The sequence below is a fragment of the Janthinobacterium sp. TND4EL3 genome, from assembly GCF_900156175.1.
In the GTDB taxonomy this organism is placed as follows: Bacteria; Pseudomonadota; Gammaproteobacteria; order Burkholderiales; family Burkholderiaceae_D; genus Janthinobacterium.
Genome location: NZ_FTMV01000008.1, coordinates 213,875 through 232,356 on the forward strand (window position 1 = coordinate 213,875; position 18,482 = coordinate 232,356).

General features: G+C 58.5%; 21 protein-coding genes. 3 read left to right on the plus strand and 18 right to left on the minus strand.

The window, feature by feature from the left end:
• Positions 1-225: 225 nt before the first annotated feature.
• The 10 genes from BXA07_RS31615 to BXA07_RS14795 form a co-directional block, all read right to left on the minus strand.
• The gene (locus tag BXA07_RS31615) at positions 226-360 is read right to left on the minus strand and encodes a hypothetical protein (RefSeq protein ID WP_280175057.1); all 135 of its coding nucleotides are present in this window, start codon (positions 358-360) and stop codon (positions 226-228) included.
• Positions 357-1,445: a DMT family transporter gene (locus BXA07_RS14755; protein WP_076568649.1), complete on the minus strand. Its 1,089-nt coding sequence runs from the start codon at positions 1,443-1,445 to the stop codon at positions 357-359. Before BXA07_RS14755 ends, BXA07_RS31615 begins: the two co-directional genes overlap by 4 nt.
• A 107-nt stretch (positions 1,446-1,552) precedes the next feature.
• The gene (locus BXA07_RS14760) at positions 1,553-1,915 is read right to left on the minus strand and encodes a hypothetical protein (protein ID WP_076568650.1); all 363 of its coding nucleotides are present in this window, start codon (positions 1,913-1,915) and stop codon (positions 1,553-1,555) included.
• 110 nt (positions 1,916-2,025) lie between these two features.
• Entirely contained in the window at positions 2,026-2,634 is a 609-nt protein-coding gene (locus BXA07_RS14765) for a hypothetical protein (RefSeq protein WP_076568651.1), read from the minus strand.
• Between the two features lie 11 nt (positions 2,635-2,645).
• Positions 2,646-3,356, minus strand: coding sequence for a HupE/UreJ family protein (locus tag BXA07_RS14770; protein WP_076568652.1), 711 nt, complete (start codon positions 3,354-3,356; stop codon positions 2,646-2,648).
• A 51-nt stretch (positions 3,357-3,407) separates the two neighbouring features.
• Positions 3,408-4,637 carry a TolC family protein gene (locus BXA07_RS14775; protein ID WP_076568653.1) on the minus strand — a complete coding sequence of 410 codons (1,230 nt, stop codon included), beginning with the start codon at positions 4,635-4,637 and terminating at the stop codon, positions 3,408-3,410.
• On the minus strand, positions 4,634-4,936 hold the full coding sequence (locus BXA07_RS14780; RefSeq protein WP_076568654.1) for a DUF3240 family protein: 303 nt from the start codon (positions 4,934-4,936) through the stop codon (positions 4,634-4,636). The genes BXA07_RS14775 and BXA07_RS14780 overlap by 4 nt, the downstream gene beginning before the upstream one ends.
• A complete protein-coding gene (locus tag BXA07_RS14785; protein WP_076568655.1) occupies positions 4,929-8,012 on the minus strand; it encodes an efflux RND transporter permease subunit in 3,084 nt (1,027 codons plus the stop codon). Before BXA07_RS14785 ends, BXA07_RS14780 begins: the two co-directional genes overlap by 8 nt.
• Positions 8,012-9,127, minus strand: a complete 1,116-nt coding sequence (locus BXA07_RS14790; RefSeq protein ID WP_076568656.1) for an efflux RND transporter periplasmic adaptor subunit — start codon at positions 9,125-9,127, stop codon at positions 8,012-8,014. Before BXA07_RS14790 ends, BXA07_RS14785 begins: the two co-directional genes overlap by 1 nt.
• Positions 9,128-9,351: 224 nt before the next feature.
• Complete coding sequence (locus BXA07_RS14795; protein ID WP_076568657.1) at positions 9,352-9,747, minus strand: hypothetical protein; 396 nt, start codon at positions 9,745-9,747, stop codon at positions 9,352-9,354.
• 431 nt (positions 9,748-10,178) lie between these two features.
• Here BXA07_RS14795 and BXA07_RS14800 point away from each other — a divergent pair, with 431 nt between their 5' ends.
• Together BXA07_RS14800 and BXA07_RS14805 are read left to right on the plus strand one after the other, a co-directional pair.
• Positions 10,179-10,850, plus strand: coding sequence for a heavy metal response regulator transcription factor (locus BXA07_RS14800; protein ID WP_076568658.1), 672 nt, complete (start codon positions 10,179-10,181; stop codon positions 10,848-10,850).
• The gene (locus BXA07_RS14805; protein WP_076568659.1) at positions 10,847-12,274 is read left to right on the plus strand and encodes a heavy metal sensor histidine kinase; all 1,428 of its coding nucleotides are present in this window, start codon (positions 10,847-10,849) and stop codon (positions 12,272-12,274) included. Before BXA07_RS14800 ends, BXA07_RS14805 begins: the two co-directional genes overlap by 4 nt.
• Before the next feature lie 42 nt (positions 12,275-12,316).
• Here BXA07_RS14805 and BXA07_RS14810 read toward each other — a convergent pair whose 3' ends face one another.
• The 8 genes from BXA07_RS14810 to BXA07_RS14845 form a co-directional block, all read right to left on the minus strand.
• Positions 12,317-12,802, minus strand: coding sequence for an arsinothricin resistance N-acetyltransferase ArsN1 family B (locus tag BXA07_RS14810; RefSeq protein WP_076568660.1), 486 nt, complete (start codon positions 12,800-12,802; stop codon positions 12,317-12,319).
• Between the two features lie 103 nt (positions 12,803-12,905).
• A complete protein-coding gene (locus BXA07_RS14815; RefSeq protein ID WP_212592301.1) occupies positions 12,906-13,565 on the minus strand; it encodes an NADPH-dependent FMN reductase in 660 nt (219 codons plus the stop codon).
• 77 nt (positions 13,566-13,642) lie between these two features.
• Positions 13,643-14,386, minus strand: coding sequence for an arsenical resistance protein ArsH (gene arsH / locus BXA07_RS14820; RefSeq protein ID WP_076568661.1), 744 nt, complete (start codon positions 14,384-14,386; stop codon positions 13,643-13,645).
• Positions 14,379-14,810, minus strand: a complete 432-nt coding sequence (gene arsC / locus BXA07_RS14825; protein WP_076568662.1) for an arsenate reductase (glutaredoxin) — start codon at positions 14,808-14,810, stop codon at positions 14,379-14,381. The genes arsH and arsC overlap by 8 nt, the downstream gene beginning before the upstream one ends.
• Before the next feature lie 14 nt (positions 14,811-14,824).
• Positions 14,825-16,108 carry an arsenic transporter gene (locus BXA07_RS14830; RefSeq protein ID WP_076568663.1) on the minus strand — a complete coding sequence of 428 codons (1,284 nt, stop codon included), beginning with the start codon at positions 16,106-16,108 and terminating at the stop codon, positions 14,825-14,827.
• A complete protein-coding gene (locus tag BXA07_RS14835) occupies positions 16,102-16,611 on the minus strand; it encodes an arsenate reductase ArsC (RefSeq protein WP_076568664.1) in 510 nt (169 codons plus the stop codon). The genes BXA07_RS14830 and BXA07_RS14835 overlap by 7 nt, the downstream gene beginning before the upstream one ends.
• 69 nt (positions 16,612-16,680) lie before the next feature.
• Complete coding sequence (locus tag BXA07_RS14840; RefSeq protein WP_076568665.1) at positions 16,681-17,181, minus strand: arsenate reductase ArsC; 501 nt, start codon at positions 17,179-17,181, stop codon at positions 16,681-16,683.
• Between the two features lie 58 nt (positions 17,182-17,239).
• The gene (locus tag BXA07_RS14845; protein ID WP_070289040.1) at positions 17,240-17,566 is read right to left on the minus strand and encodes an ArsR/SmtB family transcription factor; all 327 of its coding nucleotides are present in this window, start codon (positions 17,564-17,566) and stop codon (positions 17,240-17,242) included.
• 562 nt (positions 17,567-18,128) lie between these two features.
• On the opposite strand from BXA07_RS14845, the gene BXA07_RS14850 reads away from it, so the two are divergent.
• Complete coding sequence (locus tag BXA07_RS14850; protein ID WP_083708263.1) at positions 18,129-18,473, plus strand: CzcE family metal-binding protein; 345 nt, start codon at positions 18,129-18,131, stop codon at positions 18,471-18,473.
• Positions 18,474-18,482 lie beyond the last annotated feature (9 nt).

Below are 18,482 nucleotides of genomic sequence, written 5' to 3' on the forward strand. Positions count from 1 at the left end.
CTTACAGATGATGATGCTTTACTAATGGATATGTTGTGGGTTTGGCTTCCGCGCTACAACGGCCATTTAGTGGAGTTGTCTCGAAGAGAGAACATTGAACGGTTCTAAAGCGGCATGCTTGGAACCACATGGACCAGTAAGAAAGAAAAGGCTAGCATGTTCGCTAGCGGTTTGAACACCGTAGGCAATGGCGGCGCGGTCCTTCAGACGTTAGCTCCAACCTCGTCAATCATCGCTGGTCCTTCCAAGCATTCCATCTACCTGGGAACGTACGAATTCACCCTCTACACCCATAAACTCGGCGACATTGTGCGAATCCGCGATTTCGCCCCATGCAATCTTCTTTTTGACCAGAGTCATGAATGATCGTGCCGGTGATGGATGTCGGGATAATGGGGATGCGCATGGCGCAGCGGCAGATGCTGATGGGTGTGCACATGCGGCTCCTTGCCGTCCCAGCTGTCATCGTGCGTATGCTGGTGATGGGCGTCGTGGCTGTGCACATGCGTATGTAACAGCGGCTCATGCTCGTGATCGTGCTCATGATTTTCCGTTAAATGCAGCCAAATGCCTGCGGCCATCAACGCTGCGGCCAGCCAGAACAGCAGCCCGGGAATGTCGCCCAGCATGAAAAGTGAGATGACCGCGCCGACAAACGGCGCCGCCGAGAAATAAGCGCCCGTGCGGGCCGTTCCCAGGTGGCGCAACGCCAGCACGAACATCACTAGGCTCAAGCCGTAGCCGCAAAAACCGACAAATCCTGCGTTCAGGGCAATGCTGACGCTGGGCAAGGTGTAACCCAAGGCCATGGCGATGGCCAGGTTGACGGAACCGGCTACTAGGCCCTTCAATGCGGCAATTTGCAAGGCATCGCTAGCGGACACCTTGCGTGTCAGGTTGTTGTCGATACCCCAGCACAGGCAGGCGCCCACAATGGCGATCGCGCCCCAAGGCACGCCCAGTTTTGGCACCTGCTCCCAGGACAGCAGGATGCCAGCGGCGACGATCAGCAGCATGCCAATGAAAATACGGCGGTCGAAATTTTCCTTGAAGACGAACCAGGCCAGCATCGCCGTCAGCACGCCCTCGATATTGAGCAGCAACGATGCCGAGGAGGCAGGCGTCAGGGTCAGGCCGAACATCAGTAGGACTGGCCCGGCAATGCCGCCGAAGGCAATCGCCCCCGCGAGCCATGGCAAATCCGCAGTCGTGAGCGTGGCGGGTTTGTCCTTGGTGTTGCGGGTGAGCACCGCGCGCACCAAGAAACAGGCCAGCAAGCCCAGTCCGCTGCCCAGGTACAGGATTCCTGCCAGAGTGACGGGAGCGACCTGCCCTACCAGCGTTTTGGCAAAGGGCGTGCTGGCGCCAAACAGGGCCGCCGCCAGTAAGGCGTACACGACACCTTGATGCGTGCTGTGACTTGGTGAAGATGAAGAAAATGCCATACCATGCTTTCATAACGTATTATTTACTTAGTCTGCCAGTATGCACGATCCGGCACACCCTGGCAGCGCAACCCTCATTGCGGCCCGGTGAGGGGCCGCATGGTGCCTTACTTGGCGACCAGCTCGGCCTTGACTGTGTTCTTGTTCGCGAAGGTGATGCTGGCCTGGGCTCGGGTGCCCGCGGCCAGCGGCACCGCCGTCTTGGCGATCATCGTATTGTCCGCGCCAGGCTGCAAGGCGACGTCGGTCTTGGTATTGCCCGTCATGATTGCCAACACGCCAGTTGCGCCTGCCGTCGCGTAATTCTTGCCCGCACTTTTGGCATACACCGTGGCTCCCGTCTTGCCGACCTTCAATTCGAGCTTGATCTGGGCCGGCGCCTCGTCATGATCGTGGTCGGTGTGGGCCCACGCGCCAGGTCCTCCGGAAACGAGCAACAAAGTGGCCAACGTCAACATAAATTTTTTCATGCAATTCTCCATAGATGCGGCGATTTTGGTCGGCCTCGCCGCGATAAGCCGTCGTACATGGGCGCGGCACCGTGTCATTAGCGCCGCACACAGCAAACCAATCGTATTACTTACTTTTTGTAAATGTCCGCGTAGAAACCGCTGGAGCGCAGCACCAGGGTCACCGGCTCGGCCGATTTGTTTTTCCAGTACCAGCCGTGCACACCTGTAAAGGGCGCGATGAGCGAGCCGCTGGAGCTGCTCACTCCCTTGTCGGCGATAAAGCTCTCGAACTCGTCTTCGCGCGCGTTGACCGGCTCGCCATGAAAATCATGGTTGACCACGGCGCCACCCTTCGTTTCCCAGGAATAAATCAACGTTGCACCCTTGGCCAAGTGAGTTTTGACTTCCAGGCCCTTGCCGGGCGCCAGCGTAATTTCCTGCTCGTCCGAGCGATACGGCACGGTTTGCTTTGCTGCAATCGTGAGCGCGCGTTCTTCGCCGGGCGCCGCTACCTGCGAGCCCTGCGGTGCGGGTGCGCTGTCGGCAGCGGTCGCCGCCGGGCGATGCAAGGTGGTCAAGCCCAGCGCCTTGCCGATTCCAGTCGGATCGATGCCGTATTCGGCAGGCAGAACCGCGACAGTCAAAATGAGGCCGGCAACCAAGGCCGCCAGGCCGGTACCGCGCAACAGTTCTTTTTTAGCGACCGTAATGCCGCCGTTCATTGGTGTGGATGTCATGGGTCGTGCTCCTATTTGCTGAGAAAGCCGGTGAATTGGTAGCCGGCCAGAATGAATCCGGCCGTCATCAGGACGAAATTGCCAGTGGCGGCATGCCGTACAAAGCTGGTGGTGCTGCGCCAGTAGCGCATGGCGATCAGGATCATGCTCAAGGCCAGCAGTTGGCCGATCTCCACGCCGACATTGAAGGCGATCATGTTTGGCACCAGGCCGTCGGCGGACAAGGCAAAGTCCTGCAGTTTGGTGGCCAGGCCGAGACCATGGAAAAAGCCGAAGATCAGCACGGCCGCCCGCTTGTTCGGCTGCACGCCAAAGACCGTCTGGAAGCCTCCCAGGTTGTCGAATGTGCGGTACACGATGGATAGGCCGATAATGGCGTCGACAAAATAAGCATTGATATGCCAGCCGTTGATCACGCCCAGCAGCAAGGTCGTGCTGTGGCCGATGGCAAACAGCGTCACATACAGGCCGATATCCTTCATGCGGTACAGGAAAAAGATCACGCCGCACAAAAACAGCAAATGATCGTAGCCGGTGACCATGTGCTTGGCCCCCAGATAAATGTACGGCAGGATCTGCATGCCGCTGCTGGCCTGTAGAAAACCCTTGTCGGACTCGGATACGCCATGGGCGGCCGCGACACCAGCGCATAGCCACAGCAAGGCGCCGGCCAGCCAGCTCCACCAGGCGCCAAGGCCCGGCTTGTTCATCATCAATTTCATGTAGTGCTCCAATTAACAGTCTTGGCGTCGGGAGACGCCCGGAAAAATGCTTTATTCATGGTCCATGTCCCACACCACATGCGCGTCGACCAAGATGCCGTAATACGCACGTGCCGCCGCCACCCGCGCCGCCAGGGCGTTTTGCTGGGCGGTGGTCGCCTGGCGGCGGGCCGCCAACAAGGTAGGAAGATCGGCTTCGCCCAAGGTGTAGGCACGTTGCAGCAGGCGTGCGTTGTCACGCATGTCCGCCGCGCCCGCTTCGGCCACCTGCCAGCTTTCATGCGCGCCTTGTGCCGACGCCAGCGATACGGCGATGGCGCCATCGAGGGCGCGCCGCTTCAGTGCGACCTCATGCTGCGACACCTCCATGGCCTGGACTGCCCGCCCATCGCGTGCGGCCCGGTGGGCGCCCGGCAAGGGAATGCTGAACATGACACCCGTGATGCGCTCACGACCGCCCACCTCGGACGTCGTGTACAGGCCGACAGTGGGATCTGGCGTGCGCTCGGCCCGCATGCGCGCGCTCACGCTTTGCGCCTTGAGCAGTTGCGCCTCGGTAATCTTGAGTTCGTCACTCTGGGCCAGGATGCGTTCACGCCAGAACCTCGGCGACTCGGCAAGGGGAAGCGAGGAAGGCAAGGTGGACAACTCGCGCTGGAATCCGGGAAAGCGCGCATTTAGGCGTGCCCAAGCAACAGCTGCCGCCGTTTTGGCTTCGATACTGACTCTTTGCTGGTCGGCCAAGTCCCCGCGCGCCAGGCTGGCGTCGAGCGCGGCGGCGTCACCGGCCTTGACGCGCTTGTTCACCGCAACAAGATTGTCGCTGGCCGCCTGCTGGTGTTCGGCCGCCAATACCAGCGCCTGTTCAGCGTGCGACCAGTCCAGCCACAGTCCCAGCAATTCACGCGCGGTCTCGAGCAAGGCCTCGCCATAGCGCGCCTCCCCCTCTTCCTGCAAGGCCTGTCCGATGCGGCGATCCGCGTTGGCCTTGGCCGGCAAACGCAACGTGCGCTCCACGCCCGCATTCCACTCCCTGTAATGGGGGCCGGCTTCCACGGTACGCCGCTGGGCCGTGACCTTGGCGGTCCACTCGTACGGAGATTCCTGCGCCAGCGCGGCGTCCTGGCGCAGCATCTCGCGCCCGGCACGGGCGGCGGCCACCTCAGGATCCTGGTCCAGCAGAGGGCGCACCATCGCTGTCGGCAACAAGCCGGGCGCCGGCGGAAGTGGCGCGGCCTGGACCGCACCCGCCGCCAGCGCCATGAGTAATCCATACTTCATAGCAGCTCCCCCGCTTCGGTAATGGGTGTTAGCCAATAGCGCACACCGCCGCCCTGCAAGACTTGGCGCAGCATGGTTAGCACCTTTTCCCGATGCGCTTCCAGCAGAAGTGCATCGATGCGCGTCATCTTGGCCAAGCCAAGCACTTGCTCCGTGGCGCTGAGCCGATCGTGCGCCAGGCCGTGTGCGGCGGCCGCAGTACTGGTAAAAAGCGAAATTTCACTGCTCATCAGCAGCGTGTCGAGCACTCGCTCTTCCAGCGCTGGAGGACACAGCAAGGTTAAACACAGTTCAGTCATGGAATTTCTCCTGCTTCGCCACCGCGAAGCGCAAATAAAGAATGGGCAACAACAGCAGAGTCAAGGCAGTCGCCGTGATCAAGCCGCCAATCACCACAATGGCCAGAGGGCGCTGGATTTCCGAGCCTGGCCCGCTGGCGAACAGCAGCGGGATCAGGCCAAAGGCCGTAATCGAGGCGGTCATCATCACGGGGCGCAGGCGGCGGCGCGCCCCCTGCACCACAAGCTCTGCCAGGGCCATGCCTTCGGCACGCAGCTGATTGAAATAACTGACCAGAACGATTCCATTGAGCACCGTAATACCCAGCAAGGCGATAAAGCCCACGGACGCCGGCACGGACAGATACTCACCCGTGGCCCACAAGGCAACGATGCCGCCCACCAAGGCGAACGGGATGATCGACAGAATCAGCAGCGCCTGGCGTACCGAGCGGAAGGTGGAAAACAACACGATAAAGATCAGTCCCAAAGCCACCGGAACGACGACGCCCAGGCGCGCGGCCGCACGCTGCTGGTTCTCGAACTGGCCGCCCCAGGTGATGCGGTAGCCGGTCGGCAAGGCAAGGGTCTTGGCGACGCTGGCCTTGGCCTCGTTGACGAAGCCCACCAGGTCGCGCCCGCTGACATTGGCAATCACCACGCTGTAGCGGCTGCCCATCTCGCGGTCGATCTTGACCGGTCCTTCGGCGCGTTCCAGCTTCGCCACAGTGCTGAGCGGCACGCTGCTGCCATCTTTGGCGGTAATGCGTACGGCGGCAAAATCCGTCGGCGACAGGCGGATGGACTCGTCGGCGCGCAACACGATTGGTGTTCGGCGGTTGCCTTCGACCGCATGCCCGGTCTGCTGGCCTTCGATCTGCACCCGCAACGCATCCTGGATTTCCTCAACGCTCAAGCCCAGGCGGCCCGCCTGCAGGCGGTCGACAGCCACACGCAGGTATTGCACGCCATCGTTTTGCACCGTGTACACATCCTGATTGCCTGGTATGGTTTTCAGCACGGTTTCCACCTGCGACGCGAACTGGTTCAGCTGCGCCAGGTCGGGACCGAAGATTTTCACGGCGATATCGCCGCGCACGCCAATAATCATCTCGCTCACGCGCATTTCGATCGGCTGCGTAAAACTGTATTTAATGCCAGGTAACTGGTCGAGTACCTTGCGGATCTCGTCCATCAGCGCTTCCTTGCCCTTCATCCGCCATTCGCCGCGTGGCTTGAGCAAGAGATAGGTGTCGGTTTGATTCAAGCCCATCGGGTCGAGACCGATCTCGTCAGAACCCGCGCGCGCCACCACGCCCGTCACTTCCGGCAGCGCCTGCATCAGGGCCTGATGTATCTTGAGGTCCAGTGCAGCGCTTTGCTCCAGGCTGACGGAAGGCAGCTTTTCGATGCCGACAATCAGGTCGCCCTCATCCATGGTTGGCATGAACGTCTTGCCCACCTGTGTGTAGAGCAAGCCCGCGCCGAGCAGCATGACTGCGGCGCCGATAGCAACCACGCGTTGCCGGCGCATGCTCCAGGCCAGCACGGGTTCGTACCAGATCAGCAGCTTGCGCGGCAACCAGGGTTCCTGATGCGCTACCTCGCGTAGCAGATACGAGGCCAGCACGGGAATGACGGTCAACGACAGCAGCAGCGAGCCTGCCAGTGCAAAGACGATGGCCAGGGCGACCGGGGCAAAGAATTTGCCTTCCAGATCCTGCAAGGTCAGCAGCGGCAAAAAGACCGTGATGATGATGACGATGCCGGAAGTGACAGGGACGGCCACTTCGCGCACCGCCCGGTAAATCGTATGCAGGCGCGGCAACTTGCCCGCCGTCGGGTCGTGCGCCAGCCTTTGGACGATGTTTTCCACCACCACCACAGCCGCATCGACCAGCATGCCGATGGCAATGGCCAAGCCGCCCAGACTCATCAGATTGGCCGACATATTGAAGCCGCGCATGAGAATGAAGGTGATCAGCGCCGCCAGCGGCAAGACCAGTGCTACTGTGAGAGCCGCGCGCATGTTTCCGAGGAACAGGACCAGGAGTACGACGACAATCACCGTTGCCTCCAGCAGCGCCGACGAGACGGCGCCCACGGCTTTCGAAACGAGCTCGGCCCGGTCATAGAAAACATTCAGGGTGACGCCCTTTGGCAAGGTCGGCTGGATCTCGCCGAGCTTCTTGCGCACACCTTCAACCACTTGCTGCGCATTGGCGCCGGCAAGACCCAGCACCAGTCCCTGCACCGCCTCCCCTTTGCCGCTCTGGGTGACGACGCCATAGCGTGTCAGCGAGCCGATACGCACGTCGGCCAGTGCGCCCACGCGTAGCGGCGCCCCATTTTGCACCGTGACGACGACCGCGCGCAGATCATCGAGGCTGGTGATGCTGCCCTCGCTACGCACGAGTAGTACTTCATCGCCTTCACCCAGGCGTCCGGCACCGTCGTTGCGGTTGTTGGCACGGATGGCCTCGCTCAACTGCGCCAGGGTGACACCGCCTGCCGCCATGGCCAGTGGATTGGGCACGACCTCGAAGGCGCGCACGACACCGCCCAGGGCATTCACATCGGCCACGCCGGGCACCGTGCGCAAGGCGGGCCGGATCACCCAGTCGAGCAAGCTGCGGCGCTCGGCCAGGGAAAGACCGCCGCCCTCGATGGTAAACATGAACATTTCCCCGAGCGGCGTGGTAACCGGAGCCATGCCGCCGCTGATGCCACTCGGCAAGCTGTCCGTGATGCCGGCCAGCCGCTCACTGACTTGCTGGCGTGCCCAGAAGATATCGGTGCCGTCCTGAAAGTCGATGGTTACGTCGGCTAGGCCGTATTTCGTGACCGACCGCAGGACCTTGGTCTTCGGAATGCCCAGCATTTCAACTTCAACCGGCACCGCAATACGGCTTTCCACCTCTTCCGGCGTCATGCCGGGGGCTTTCATGATGATCTTGACCTGTGTACTGGAAACATCAGGAAAGGCATCGATGGGCAGCTGCTTGAACGCATACCACCCGGCGCCGCCCAGCATCAGCGCTGCGAGCAGAACAAACAGGCGTTGCGAGAGGCATGCCTGGATCAGGCGGGCGAGCATCAGCTGCCCCCTTTCTCGCCCAGCCAGGAGCCTTTCAGGGCCACGACACCGGTGACGGCGATTTTTTCACCGGCCTTGAGCATGCCGGACACCCGCACGCGCTGCCCTGCGCTACTGACGACGGCGACCGGACGCGCTTCAAAACCGTCCTTGGAGTGCACAAATACATAGGCTTGCTTGCCATCGTGCGCCAGCGCGGCCAGTGGCACGTCCCAGGCGGCCGTATTGGCGCCCAGTGGCAATTGCACTGTGACCATTTCGCCGGGCCGCAAGCCGCTGGTGCCGGCATCGAGTTCCGCGCGGATGGTGACCGTCTGGCTGCCTGGCGCGACGACGGGGCTGATACTGACGATGCGTGCCTTGCTGTTGCGCCCCTCGACCTGCAGGGTACCACCTACACGCCAGGCCGCGGATTGCGCTGCGGGCGCCTGGATTTCCAGTGCCAGGCGATCGAGTTGCGTCAGGTGCAGCAAGGCGGTGGTGGGATCGATGCGCTGGCCTGGTTTGACTTCGATCTGGGTCACGATGCCGGCCTGGGTAGCCGTCAGCGTCACTCCATCCTCCAGCTTGCCGCTGGCAATAATGCGCTCGATTGCCTGCGCAGGCAGACCGGCCAGGCGCAGCGCAGCTTTAGCCTGCCGCAATGTCGCTTCGCTGTCTTGTAACGCTGTCTGCGCTTCCTGAACGCGGCGCTGGGCGATGATGCCTTCATCGAACAAGACGCGTTCGCGCTGCGCAGTCTGGCGGGCCAGGCCGGCCCGGCTCGCAGCTTGCAGCAATTGCAATTGCAAAGGCCCGAGTTCCTGGCTCACCAGACGCAGCAATGGTGCGCCGCGCTTGACTACCTGGTTCGGTTGTACGTACAACTGGACCGCCAGGCCCGTCAAGGGGGAGCTGACAATCTGTTCGCCACTGGCGGGCAACGTGACTTGTGCAGGCAGGTTCAGCACGACCAACTCGGCATCGCGCTGCAATGCCCGCACTTGAATATCGAGGGCTTTCATCTGCTGTTCCGTGACAGCAAATTTGGCCGAACGCTCCGCAGCGGACGACGGAAGGCACAATGCCAGCGCAAGCGCCAGACACAGGGGCGAGAGTATTTCTCTTGTTTTCATGATTCTTTCCTGAATGAGACAGACAGGGCTACCGGGTAATCGAGGCCATGGCCCGCAGGCCAGGCACACCAACGCTCCCCAGACGCGCCAGAGTGGCGGCTGTGAAGGAAGGCAGCAAAAGGTAAAAGATGCAACGAGGACAGAGACGCGCGGCGCATCAGGGCGCGCATCTACTCCGGCAAATGCTTGATGGGGAGCGCAGGCTCCCGGTCATACAGACGGAGTTAGGCTGTCAGCGCGTCGCTACAAGGCGGGCGGAACGGAGGGTCGTACGAGGGGAGCGGCAAGCGCAGGGTGACGAATTGCGGCGGGACATTAGCGTCCGCAGCCAGCATCGAAAAACCACCGAAGGCGGTATCCGGGAAAAACTGAAGGTGGTCGACGGCGTGCAGGGCCTGGTGTCCGGACTTGCCGAGCACCTCATTGTTACGATCATCATGATCGCCGTCATTGCTGTGGCCCAAGTGCGCATGCTCATGTTCACCTGCATCCTGGTCGAGCTGGCCGATATGCGCCATCTCATGTGCCAGGCGAACGCTGCTCCCCGTCCATGCGCCGCTGTTCGTCATGAACATAACGAACAGGAAAAAAGCGAGGTAGTTGGAGAGGGACTTGCGCATGCCCGGAATGTATCACGCCTGTCATGACTTTGCGAGGGCTACTTGCAAGAGAAAAATTTCACCACAACACATGAAAAACATTTAGAAAACAATTAGGTCGACATTTCTTAGAAGCATCTTAACATTCAGACACGCGGTAGTCATAAGCACCATCCCTCTACAATGCGTTCTGCTCTTTGTAAGCCTGCCGACCGATAGCGCGCCCTTCTTGGTCACCGCTCACATCAAGGCGCTGTTGTGAAAATTTAAAAAGTGCAGGAACCTTTGATCGTATTCTAGTCAGCACAGGTAAACAGTTCAATTCTGACAGGATTGTAATCCTGGCGTTAGACGACTGTCACCTTTCCAAGGTAGACTAAAGACAGAGAACGACGGGTATCTTCGCCATCCGCAGAACGTGGACACAGCAGTTGAACAAGTGGAAAAGTGATATGCGATTATTAGTGGTGGAAGACGAGCAAAAGGCGGGCGAATATATCCAGAAAGGTCTGAACGAGTCTGGCTTTGTGGTTGACTTGGCGAGAACTGGACCCGACGGACTTCACGCCGCCACTACTGCCCACTATGACCTCATCGTGCTTGACGTCATGCTTCCAGGCTTAGATGGTTGGCAAATCATCGCGGAGTTACGCAAAACGGTCGATACGCCGGTGCTGTTTCTTACCGCACGGGATGGACTCGATGACCGCATCAAAGGGTTGGAGCTTGGTGCGGATGATTACTTAGTCAAGCCATTCGCTTTTGTTGAGTTGCTTGTTCGTATTCGAACGTTGTTGCGCCGAGGGCCGATCAGAGAAGCTGATATTTTTCAGATTGCCGATCTTGAACTGGACATTCCCAAGCGAAGAGTCATACGCGCCGGTGTTCGGATTGATTTGACTGCAAAAGAATTTGCACTTTTGCATTTATTATCCAAACGGGTCGGACAAGTTTTGTCCCGGCCGTTGATTGCATCGCAAGTCTGGGACATGAATTTTGACAGCGACACGAACGTGGTGGATGTCGCGGTACGCCGTCTACGTGCAAAAATTGACGACCCCTTCGAGGTCAAACTGATCCATACGATTCGGAGTATGGGCTATGTGTTAGAAGATAGGCAATGAAGATCAAGAACTGGTCTCTCACAACTCAGCTGGGGGCGCTCTTCGCCTGCATCTCGGCAATTGTATTTTCAGCCTTAGGCATCTATCTCTATCAAGCACTCGCAGCACAGCTCCAGGCACGGGATGATGCAGACCTTGTTGACCGTATTGTGTTCATAAGGCATATGCTTGAGGAAACACCGAGTGTAGAATCGATTCGTGTGGATCCACACCGCTTTTTAGATGCGGTCGATTTGCATGGCGGCTTTTTGCTCGTTATGCAGGCACAAAACGGTGAAGAATTAACCCGCAATACCAGTGAACGTTCATTTATGCATGCCAATGGCGCTGTGCCGGCTGAGACGATGCCAGAGCCATCTCATGTACGTGCTGCGCCAGGGCATAGCGAACCCAACCTAAGGGCCATCGCAGCGCTAGGTACTGTTGGTTCGACAGGTTCCGTGGTGCAAATCACGCTCGCCCGGAGCGAAGAGAGTCGCGCAGCTGTTCTATCTGCATACAAGTTAAAAGTTCTTGCTTCAGGCTTCTTTGGTGCTGTGCTAACAGCCCTACTGGGGTTTCTGCTTGTGCGTCGCGCGTTGCACAAAGTGAAGCTCTTCGCGCAGCAAGCTCAGCAAGTCAGCGCGCACAATTTGGAAGTGCGCTTGCATGCAAAATCAGCCCCGAAGGAATTCCAGATACTGGCTGATTCGTTCAATGAGGTGCTTGACCGCTTGCAAAATAGCTTTAATAACCTTTCCCGGTTCGCAGATGACCTGGCACATGATTTGCGTACGCCGCTCAACAATCTGATGGTGCAAACAGAAGTTGCCCTGTCTCACCCCAGAGAATCGGAGGAATATCAAAACCTGCTCTCATCTAACTACGAGGAGTTTGGCCGTCTAGCTAGAATGGTGGAAAGTATATTATTTTTGGCACGGGCTGACCATGACCAAGTTTTGCTAGCAACTGAACAGCTTGACATGGATGTTGAGCTGACGCGAATCGCCGAGTATTTTGAAGGGCCGGCATCCGACGCCGGGATATCAATCATCGTCATTGCCACTGGTAAAGTGCTTGCTGATGGACTCCTACTTCGCCGCGCGGTGAGCAACCTTGTATCGAACGCCATTCGGTACACCCAAAAGGGTGAAACCATCACGCTCAAGGCGATAGCTGACGACGACGGGGCCGTGGTTTCCGTTTCCAATCCTGGCCCAGGCATCATGCAGGAACACCTGCCGCGGCTGTTTGACCGATTCTACCGTTCCGATAAATCGAGGTCCAGTACGTCAGCCTCCGCTGGCTTGGGTCTTTCAATCGTCAAATCGATCATGACGCTTCACCATGGCCGCGCCAGCGTCATGAGTGAGCTTAGTGGAGTTACTCAATTCACGCTTTTTTTTCCTGACACGACACCACCGAACGAAACAGTTAAGCGCTGAAAATGGATTTTCGAGGACAGAAATCTTGTGCTCAGTGGTTAGCTACCCGAGCTGCAGTTCCCAGTACCCCACATCAATCCACTGATCAAATTTACGGCCAACTCGCTTGAACATGGCCACTTTCTCGAATCCCAGGCGTTCGTGCAAGGCGACGCTACCGTCGTTGGGCTGTGCGATGCCGCCGATGACCACTTGTAACTGCCGTTCACGCAAGTCATCGATGAGCGCGCTGTATAGCTGCCGGCCGATGCCCTGGCCCACACACTCGTGCGCCACGTAGACCGTCGATTCGACCGAAAAACGATAGGCGCTACGGGCACGCCAGGGCGTTGCGTATGCGTAGCCGACTATCTCGCTGTCGCGTTCAAAGACGTACCACGGCAACTGCGCACCCACAGAGACGATGCGCTGGGCCATCTCATCGATAGCGACTATCTGCTCTTCAAACGTGATGGTGGAACTGCTGACGTAATGGTTGTAGATCGTGGCGATCGCAGCAGCATCGGTGGTAGTGGCAAGTCGAATCATCAGCGGGATCCATATAGACGTGAAGTGGCAGGAAGCAGCCCGGCCGCAAACTGCGCACGGCGACCAGAAGTGTCATTCTAGCAATAATCCTTCATATGTGGCCTCACGGCGCATTGCGTTGAGTAGGATCGCGCAGGAATGCCGGCGAAGGCCCTGTACCTCCCGAGCGGGCCCGCTCCCGTCCTGCGGCGTCGGCCCACCAGATCAATTGGGAAAAAGTGCGCTCAATATAGGATACCCAACGCGTACTATCGACTTCAGGCGCAAAGCTGCCATCGGCAGAAAAAACAGTATGTGCGGACGGAATATGGATCATGGCCGACACCGGCAAACAGCCCAGCTCGGACAGAAACGTACGCATACCGACCGCTGCCCGCACGCCACCCCACTGCCCTGCCGAATAAGTCACGATGGCGCTGGGCTTGAAGGAAAACAGGGAACTGCCAAAGTGGTTCAGTAAATGCATCAGTGCCGGACTCATTGAATGATTGTACTCAGGACTGACCATCACATACCCATCGGCGCTGGCAATTTCACTGGCCAGATGCTCTAGCGGCAGGGGCGCCCGCCCCTGTGCATAGGAAAAGTGCGGCTTGAACACGTCACCCAGGTCGTAGTCGAGTGGATCGATGAGCTCCACATTGTGGCCATCGCGGCTGCACTGCGCCGCGCAGGCCTTGGCGACGCGTTCGCCCACGCGCGCTGGCAGGGGCGGTGTGCTGGTGCGAATAGAACCGAGAAACACCAGAATTTTCATCTTCATTTTAACCTTTTCAGCCAAAACCTCGGCTATGTCATGGTGCAGTGACGGCCCGAGAAGCGGGCCAACGTGAAAACAGCCTATTTGCTTGGCGTCTCGTGATCCATGGCCGCTTCGGCGAGGACGCGTACTTCGGCCGGCAGGGATTCCTTGCGTTCGCTATAGCGGCTAGTCAGGTAATCCGAGCGATCGCGCACCACCAGGGTGAATTTATATAGCTCCTCCATGACGTCGACCAGGCGGTCGTAGTACGGCGACGGCTTCATTCGGTCGTTGTCGTCGAACTCCTGGTATGCCTTGGCAACGGACGACTGGTTCGGGATGGTCACCATGCGCATCCAGCGGCCTAGTACGCGCAAGCCGTTGACGGCGTTGAACGATTGCGAGCCGCCCGATACTTGCATAACAGCCAGGGTGCGCCCCTGCGTGGGACGCACGCTACCCATTTCCAGCGGCAGCCAGTCGATCTGCGACTTGAACACGCCCGTCACGGCGCCATGGCGTTCCGGGCTGCACCAGACCTGGCCTTCCGACCACAGCGACAAGGCGCGCAATTCCTGTACCTTGGGGTGGTCAGGGCTGACGCTGTCGACCATGGGCAAGCCGTGCGGGTCGAAGACCCGTGTTTCAGCACCGAAGTGCTTCAACAGGCGCTCCGCTTCCAGGGTCAGCAAGCGGCTGAACGAGCGTTCGCGCAGCGAACCATACAGCAGGAGGATACGCGGCGGGTGCGTGGCCACCGTCGGCGGCGTAAGTTTATCCAGGGTCGGCGTATCGAGGTGCGCGGCGCTGATGTTGGGCAAGTGATCAGTGAGCTTATGCATGTGGCACCACCCGCTTTCCTTGTGCATCGATGACCGCCTCGCCATCTTCTTTGACAAACCCGCCCAGCTGCGGCAAAGGAAGAATGTCGAGCACGACCTCCGATGGGCGGCACAGTCGCACGCCGAGCGGCGTGACCACGAAGGGACGATTGATGAGGATGGGATGTGCCAGCATGGCGTCCAACAGGTTCTCGTCGCTGATTTGGGTTTGGTCGAGGCCCTGTTCCAGGTAAGGCGTCCCCTTCTGACGAATGGCCTCACGCACACTCAAGCCAGCACGGGCAATCAAATCGGCTAGGGTCTCGCGGGTTGGCGGTTGCTGCAGGTATTCGATGACCTGCGGCTCGACACCAGTATTGCGGATCAACGCCAAGGTGTTGCGCGAGGTACCACAGGCTGGATTGTGATAAATAGTGATATCCATAATAGATCCTTTGGTTAAAAACTGAGGCGCAGTGCCAGCGCCGCCAGGGTCACCAGCAACACAGGCAAGGTGAGGACGATGCCGACGCGGAAGTAGTAGCCCCAGGAGATGTGAATCTTCTTACTGTCGAGAACATGCAGCCACAACAGGGTCGCCAGGCTGCCGATCGGGGTAATTTTCGGCCCCAGGTCACTGCCAATGACATTGGCATAAATCATCGCCTCGCGCACGGCGCCTTGCGCCGAGGTCGGATCGATCGACAAGGCGCCGATTAGCACCGTCGGCATATTATTCATGATCGAGGACAGGACCGCCGTCAGCATACCAGTGCCCATGGCCGCGCCCCACACGCCATATTGGGCAAAATAATTGAACACGCCAGTCAGGTAGCCGGTCAGCCCCGCATTGCGCAAGCCGTAGACGACCAGGTACATGCCCAGCGAGAAAACGACAATCTGCCATGGTGCATTACGGATGACTTCACGCGTAGGAATTACGTGGCCTTTGGCAGCGACAGCCAGCAACAGCACGGCGCCGACGGCGGCCACGACACTGATCGGCACGCCCAGGCTCTCCAGCCAGAAAAAGCCGATCAAGAGCAGCGCCAGGACCAGCCAGCCAGCCTTGAAGGTCGCCATGTCGCGGATCGCGGCGCCGGGGCGTTTGAGCTGGGAGACGTCATAGTCTTGCGGGATGTCCTTGCGGAAAAACCACATCAGAGCAAGCAGGGTCGCTATCACTGCCACCGCGTTGACCGGTACCATCACAGCCGCATACTCGGCAAAGCCGATCTTGAAATAGTCGGCCGAAACGATATTGACCAGGTTCGACACCACCAGCGGCAGACTGGCCGTGTCGGCGATAAAGCCGGCCGCCATCACGAACGCCAAGGTCGCCTTGGCTGAAAACTTCAGTTCCAGCAGCATGGCGATCACGATAGGTGTCAGTATCAGCGCGGCACCATCGTTGGCAAACAACGCAGCGAAAGCGGCACCCAGCAGGACCAGCAAGACGAACAACTTGCGGCCGCTGCCACCGCCCCAACGTGCCACGTGCAGCGCGGCCCACTCGAAGAAGCCGGCCTTGTCGAGCAGCAGGCTGATGATGATGACGGCGATAAACGTGCCGGTGGCATTCCAGACGATGTGCCAGACGACGGGAATGTCCGACAGCTGGATGACGCCAGCCAGCAGCGCGACGCCAGCGCCGATGGCCGCGCTCCAGCCAATACCCAGGCCACGCGGCTGCCAGATAACCAGTACCAGAGTCGCCAAGAAAATCAGGAAAGCAGTCAACATACGCGTGCCTCCTTGGGGACTGCCGGGGCAAAGACACTGGAAATGTTGTCGAGTTCAGCTTTCAGGCGTACCGGGTCATGCCGCAGTTGCTCTAGCGGCAAGGCGAAGAAAGCCTCGATGCGTGCGCGCAGAATGCCATACGTCACCCGGAAAGCAGCGTCCTTTTCTGCGTCCGTCCCCGTGACATGGCCGGGATCGTCTACACCCCAGTGGCTTCTAAGCACTGGGCCCAGGTAGGCCGGGCACGTCTCGCCAGCGGCGCTGGCACACACGGTGATGACGATATCGGGCACGGAAGGCAGAGCGTCCCAGGACTTGCTGTAATACCCCAGGGTCGATATCTGCTCTTTGGCCAGCAACGCCAGTGCTCCTGGGTGCAGCGCCCCGGCCGGATGACTGCCTGCGCTCAGCGCATGCCAGCCTGCCGGCGCCAGGTGATTAAATGTGGCTTCAGCCAGGATAGAGCGGCATGAGTTGCCGGTACACAAAAAAAGAACGTTCATGATGTTATCGAAAAATAGTGAAAATTAAGGCATGCCCGTCATCTACGGGCATGCCGGGGCGCACGTCCGCTAGACGGCGCTTTGGCCGATTGCTTTGATCTCATGCTGGATCGCATTTTTTTCTAACATGTGCAGCGGCAAGCTGACGAAGACGTTCATTCGGGTCATTATCTGACGGAACACCTTGTGAAATACCGCGCGCTTTTCTTCGTCGGTACCGGTGGCTGCAGCCGGGTCTTCAAAGCCCCAGTGCGCCGAGAGCGGATGGCCTGGCCAGTAAGGGCAGACCTCGCCGGCGGCGTTGTCGCACACAGTAATGATGAAATCCATGTGCGGTGCGTCTGCGGTACCGAATTCATCCCAACTCTTGCTGCGCAGTTTGTCGAGCGGATAGCCGGTCGCTTCAATTTGCTCAATGGCGAATGGGTTGACGCTACCGCCCGGGTGGCTGCCAGCCGAAAATCCGCGGAAGCGGCCTTTTCCCATGGTAGAGACAAGCGCTTCTGCCATCACGCTACGGGCTGAGTTGCCGGTACAGAGGAACAACACGTTGTACACTTTTTCGGTCATGACGACTCCTTTAATCACTGCGTTGGTGGGGGGGGCGATTCAATTTGTACGTTTGGATTCATGCGGCATCACAGGCTGCGCCTTGCGCAGTAGTGCAAGGCGCGCCGCCGCAGCAGTTTTCGGTCAAAAATCCGATCAGGGCATTCATGCTGTCGATATGCGCGGCGTAGATGACAAAGCGTCCATCTTGGCGCGGCACGATCAGGTCCGCGTGCACCAGTTCCTTCAAGTGAAATGACAGGGAAGATGGCGGGATGCCCAGCTGTTCGGCAATCTTCGTTGCCGCCATCCCTTGCGGTCCGGTCTGGACAAGCAAGCGAAAGATGGCCAGGCGTGACTCCTGGGCCAGTGCCGCCAACGCAGCGATGACATTTTTAGTTTCCATGTGCACTCCTTTTAATTTCATAATTCCATAATTCCATAATAATCGAAATATGAAATTAATGTAAACCTATTTTTATGCGCGTCTATGATTCACCTTGGTACGGAACTCTTGTCGTCCGGGTCTCCTCCAGACGTATCGACATACCAATTAGCTGAATCTTCGTACTCAGTGGCAGAGGTGTGTGTCTCTCAGCAAGTTGGAAACTTTGGTATCGCACGTATCTGGCGACAAACGACTTATCGAGAGGTAATAAGCTGCTCAATCAAATGGCGGTAGCAAAGGCGATTGGCTGATAGCGCTTAAAGCGAATGCTTGGCGGCTGCAACGACGGCATGCCTATCTTCACACTCGACCTACTCTTGATAAACCATTGCTGCGCCTAGCATGTTGCCGCAAGAAAGTCGCGGTTCCACTTCGAACCTACTACCTTAATCAAATTATTAAGGTTTCTGTAATGTAAATGTAATGTTTCCGTCATTCGGGTGTGCGGGTCACCTACGTAGAATAGCTTCATCGGATCCGCAACCTCATTCACCCGCACCTGAAAAATAAGGACATCCCAATGAAATCCCTCAAAGCAAACATCATCGTCGTTTTCGCTGTCATCGCGCTCAGCCCCCTCGCCGCGATGGCACACCAAGGCGAAATGCACTCGAATCCTGCGTTTGGCAGTGCTGCTCCGGCGCCGGCCGCCACGCGCACTATCACGATTTCATCGACTACGAAGTATGTGAATGTCGCCCAGGGCGACGTCGTCAAGTTTGATGTGGATGGTAAGACGTTCACTTGGCAGTTCGATACACTGCGAGCCAATTCGAGCTTTGACTTTTCGGCAATTGCGCCGTCTGGCGTGAATACCCACGGCGTACGTGTGTATGTGGCACCTAACCCGACCTACGCCAACTAACTACATGTA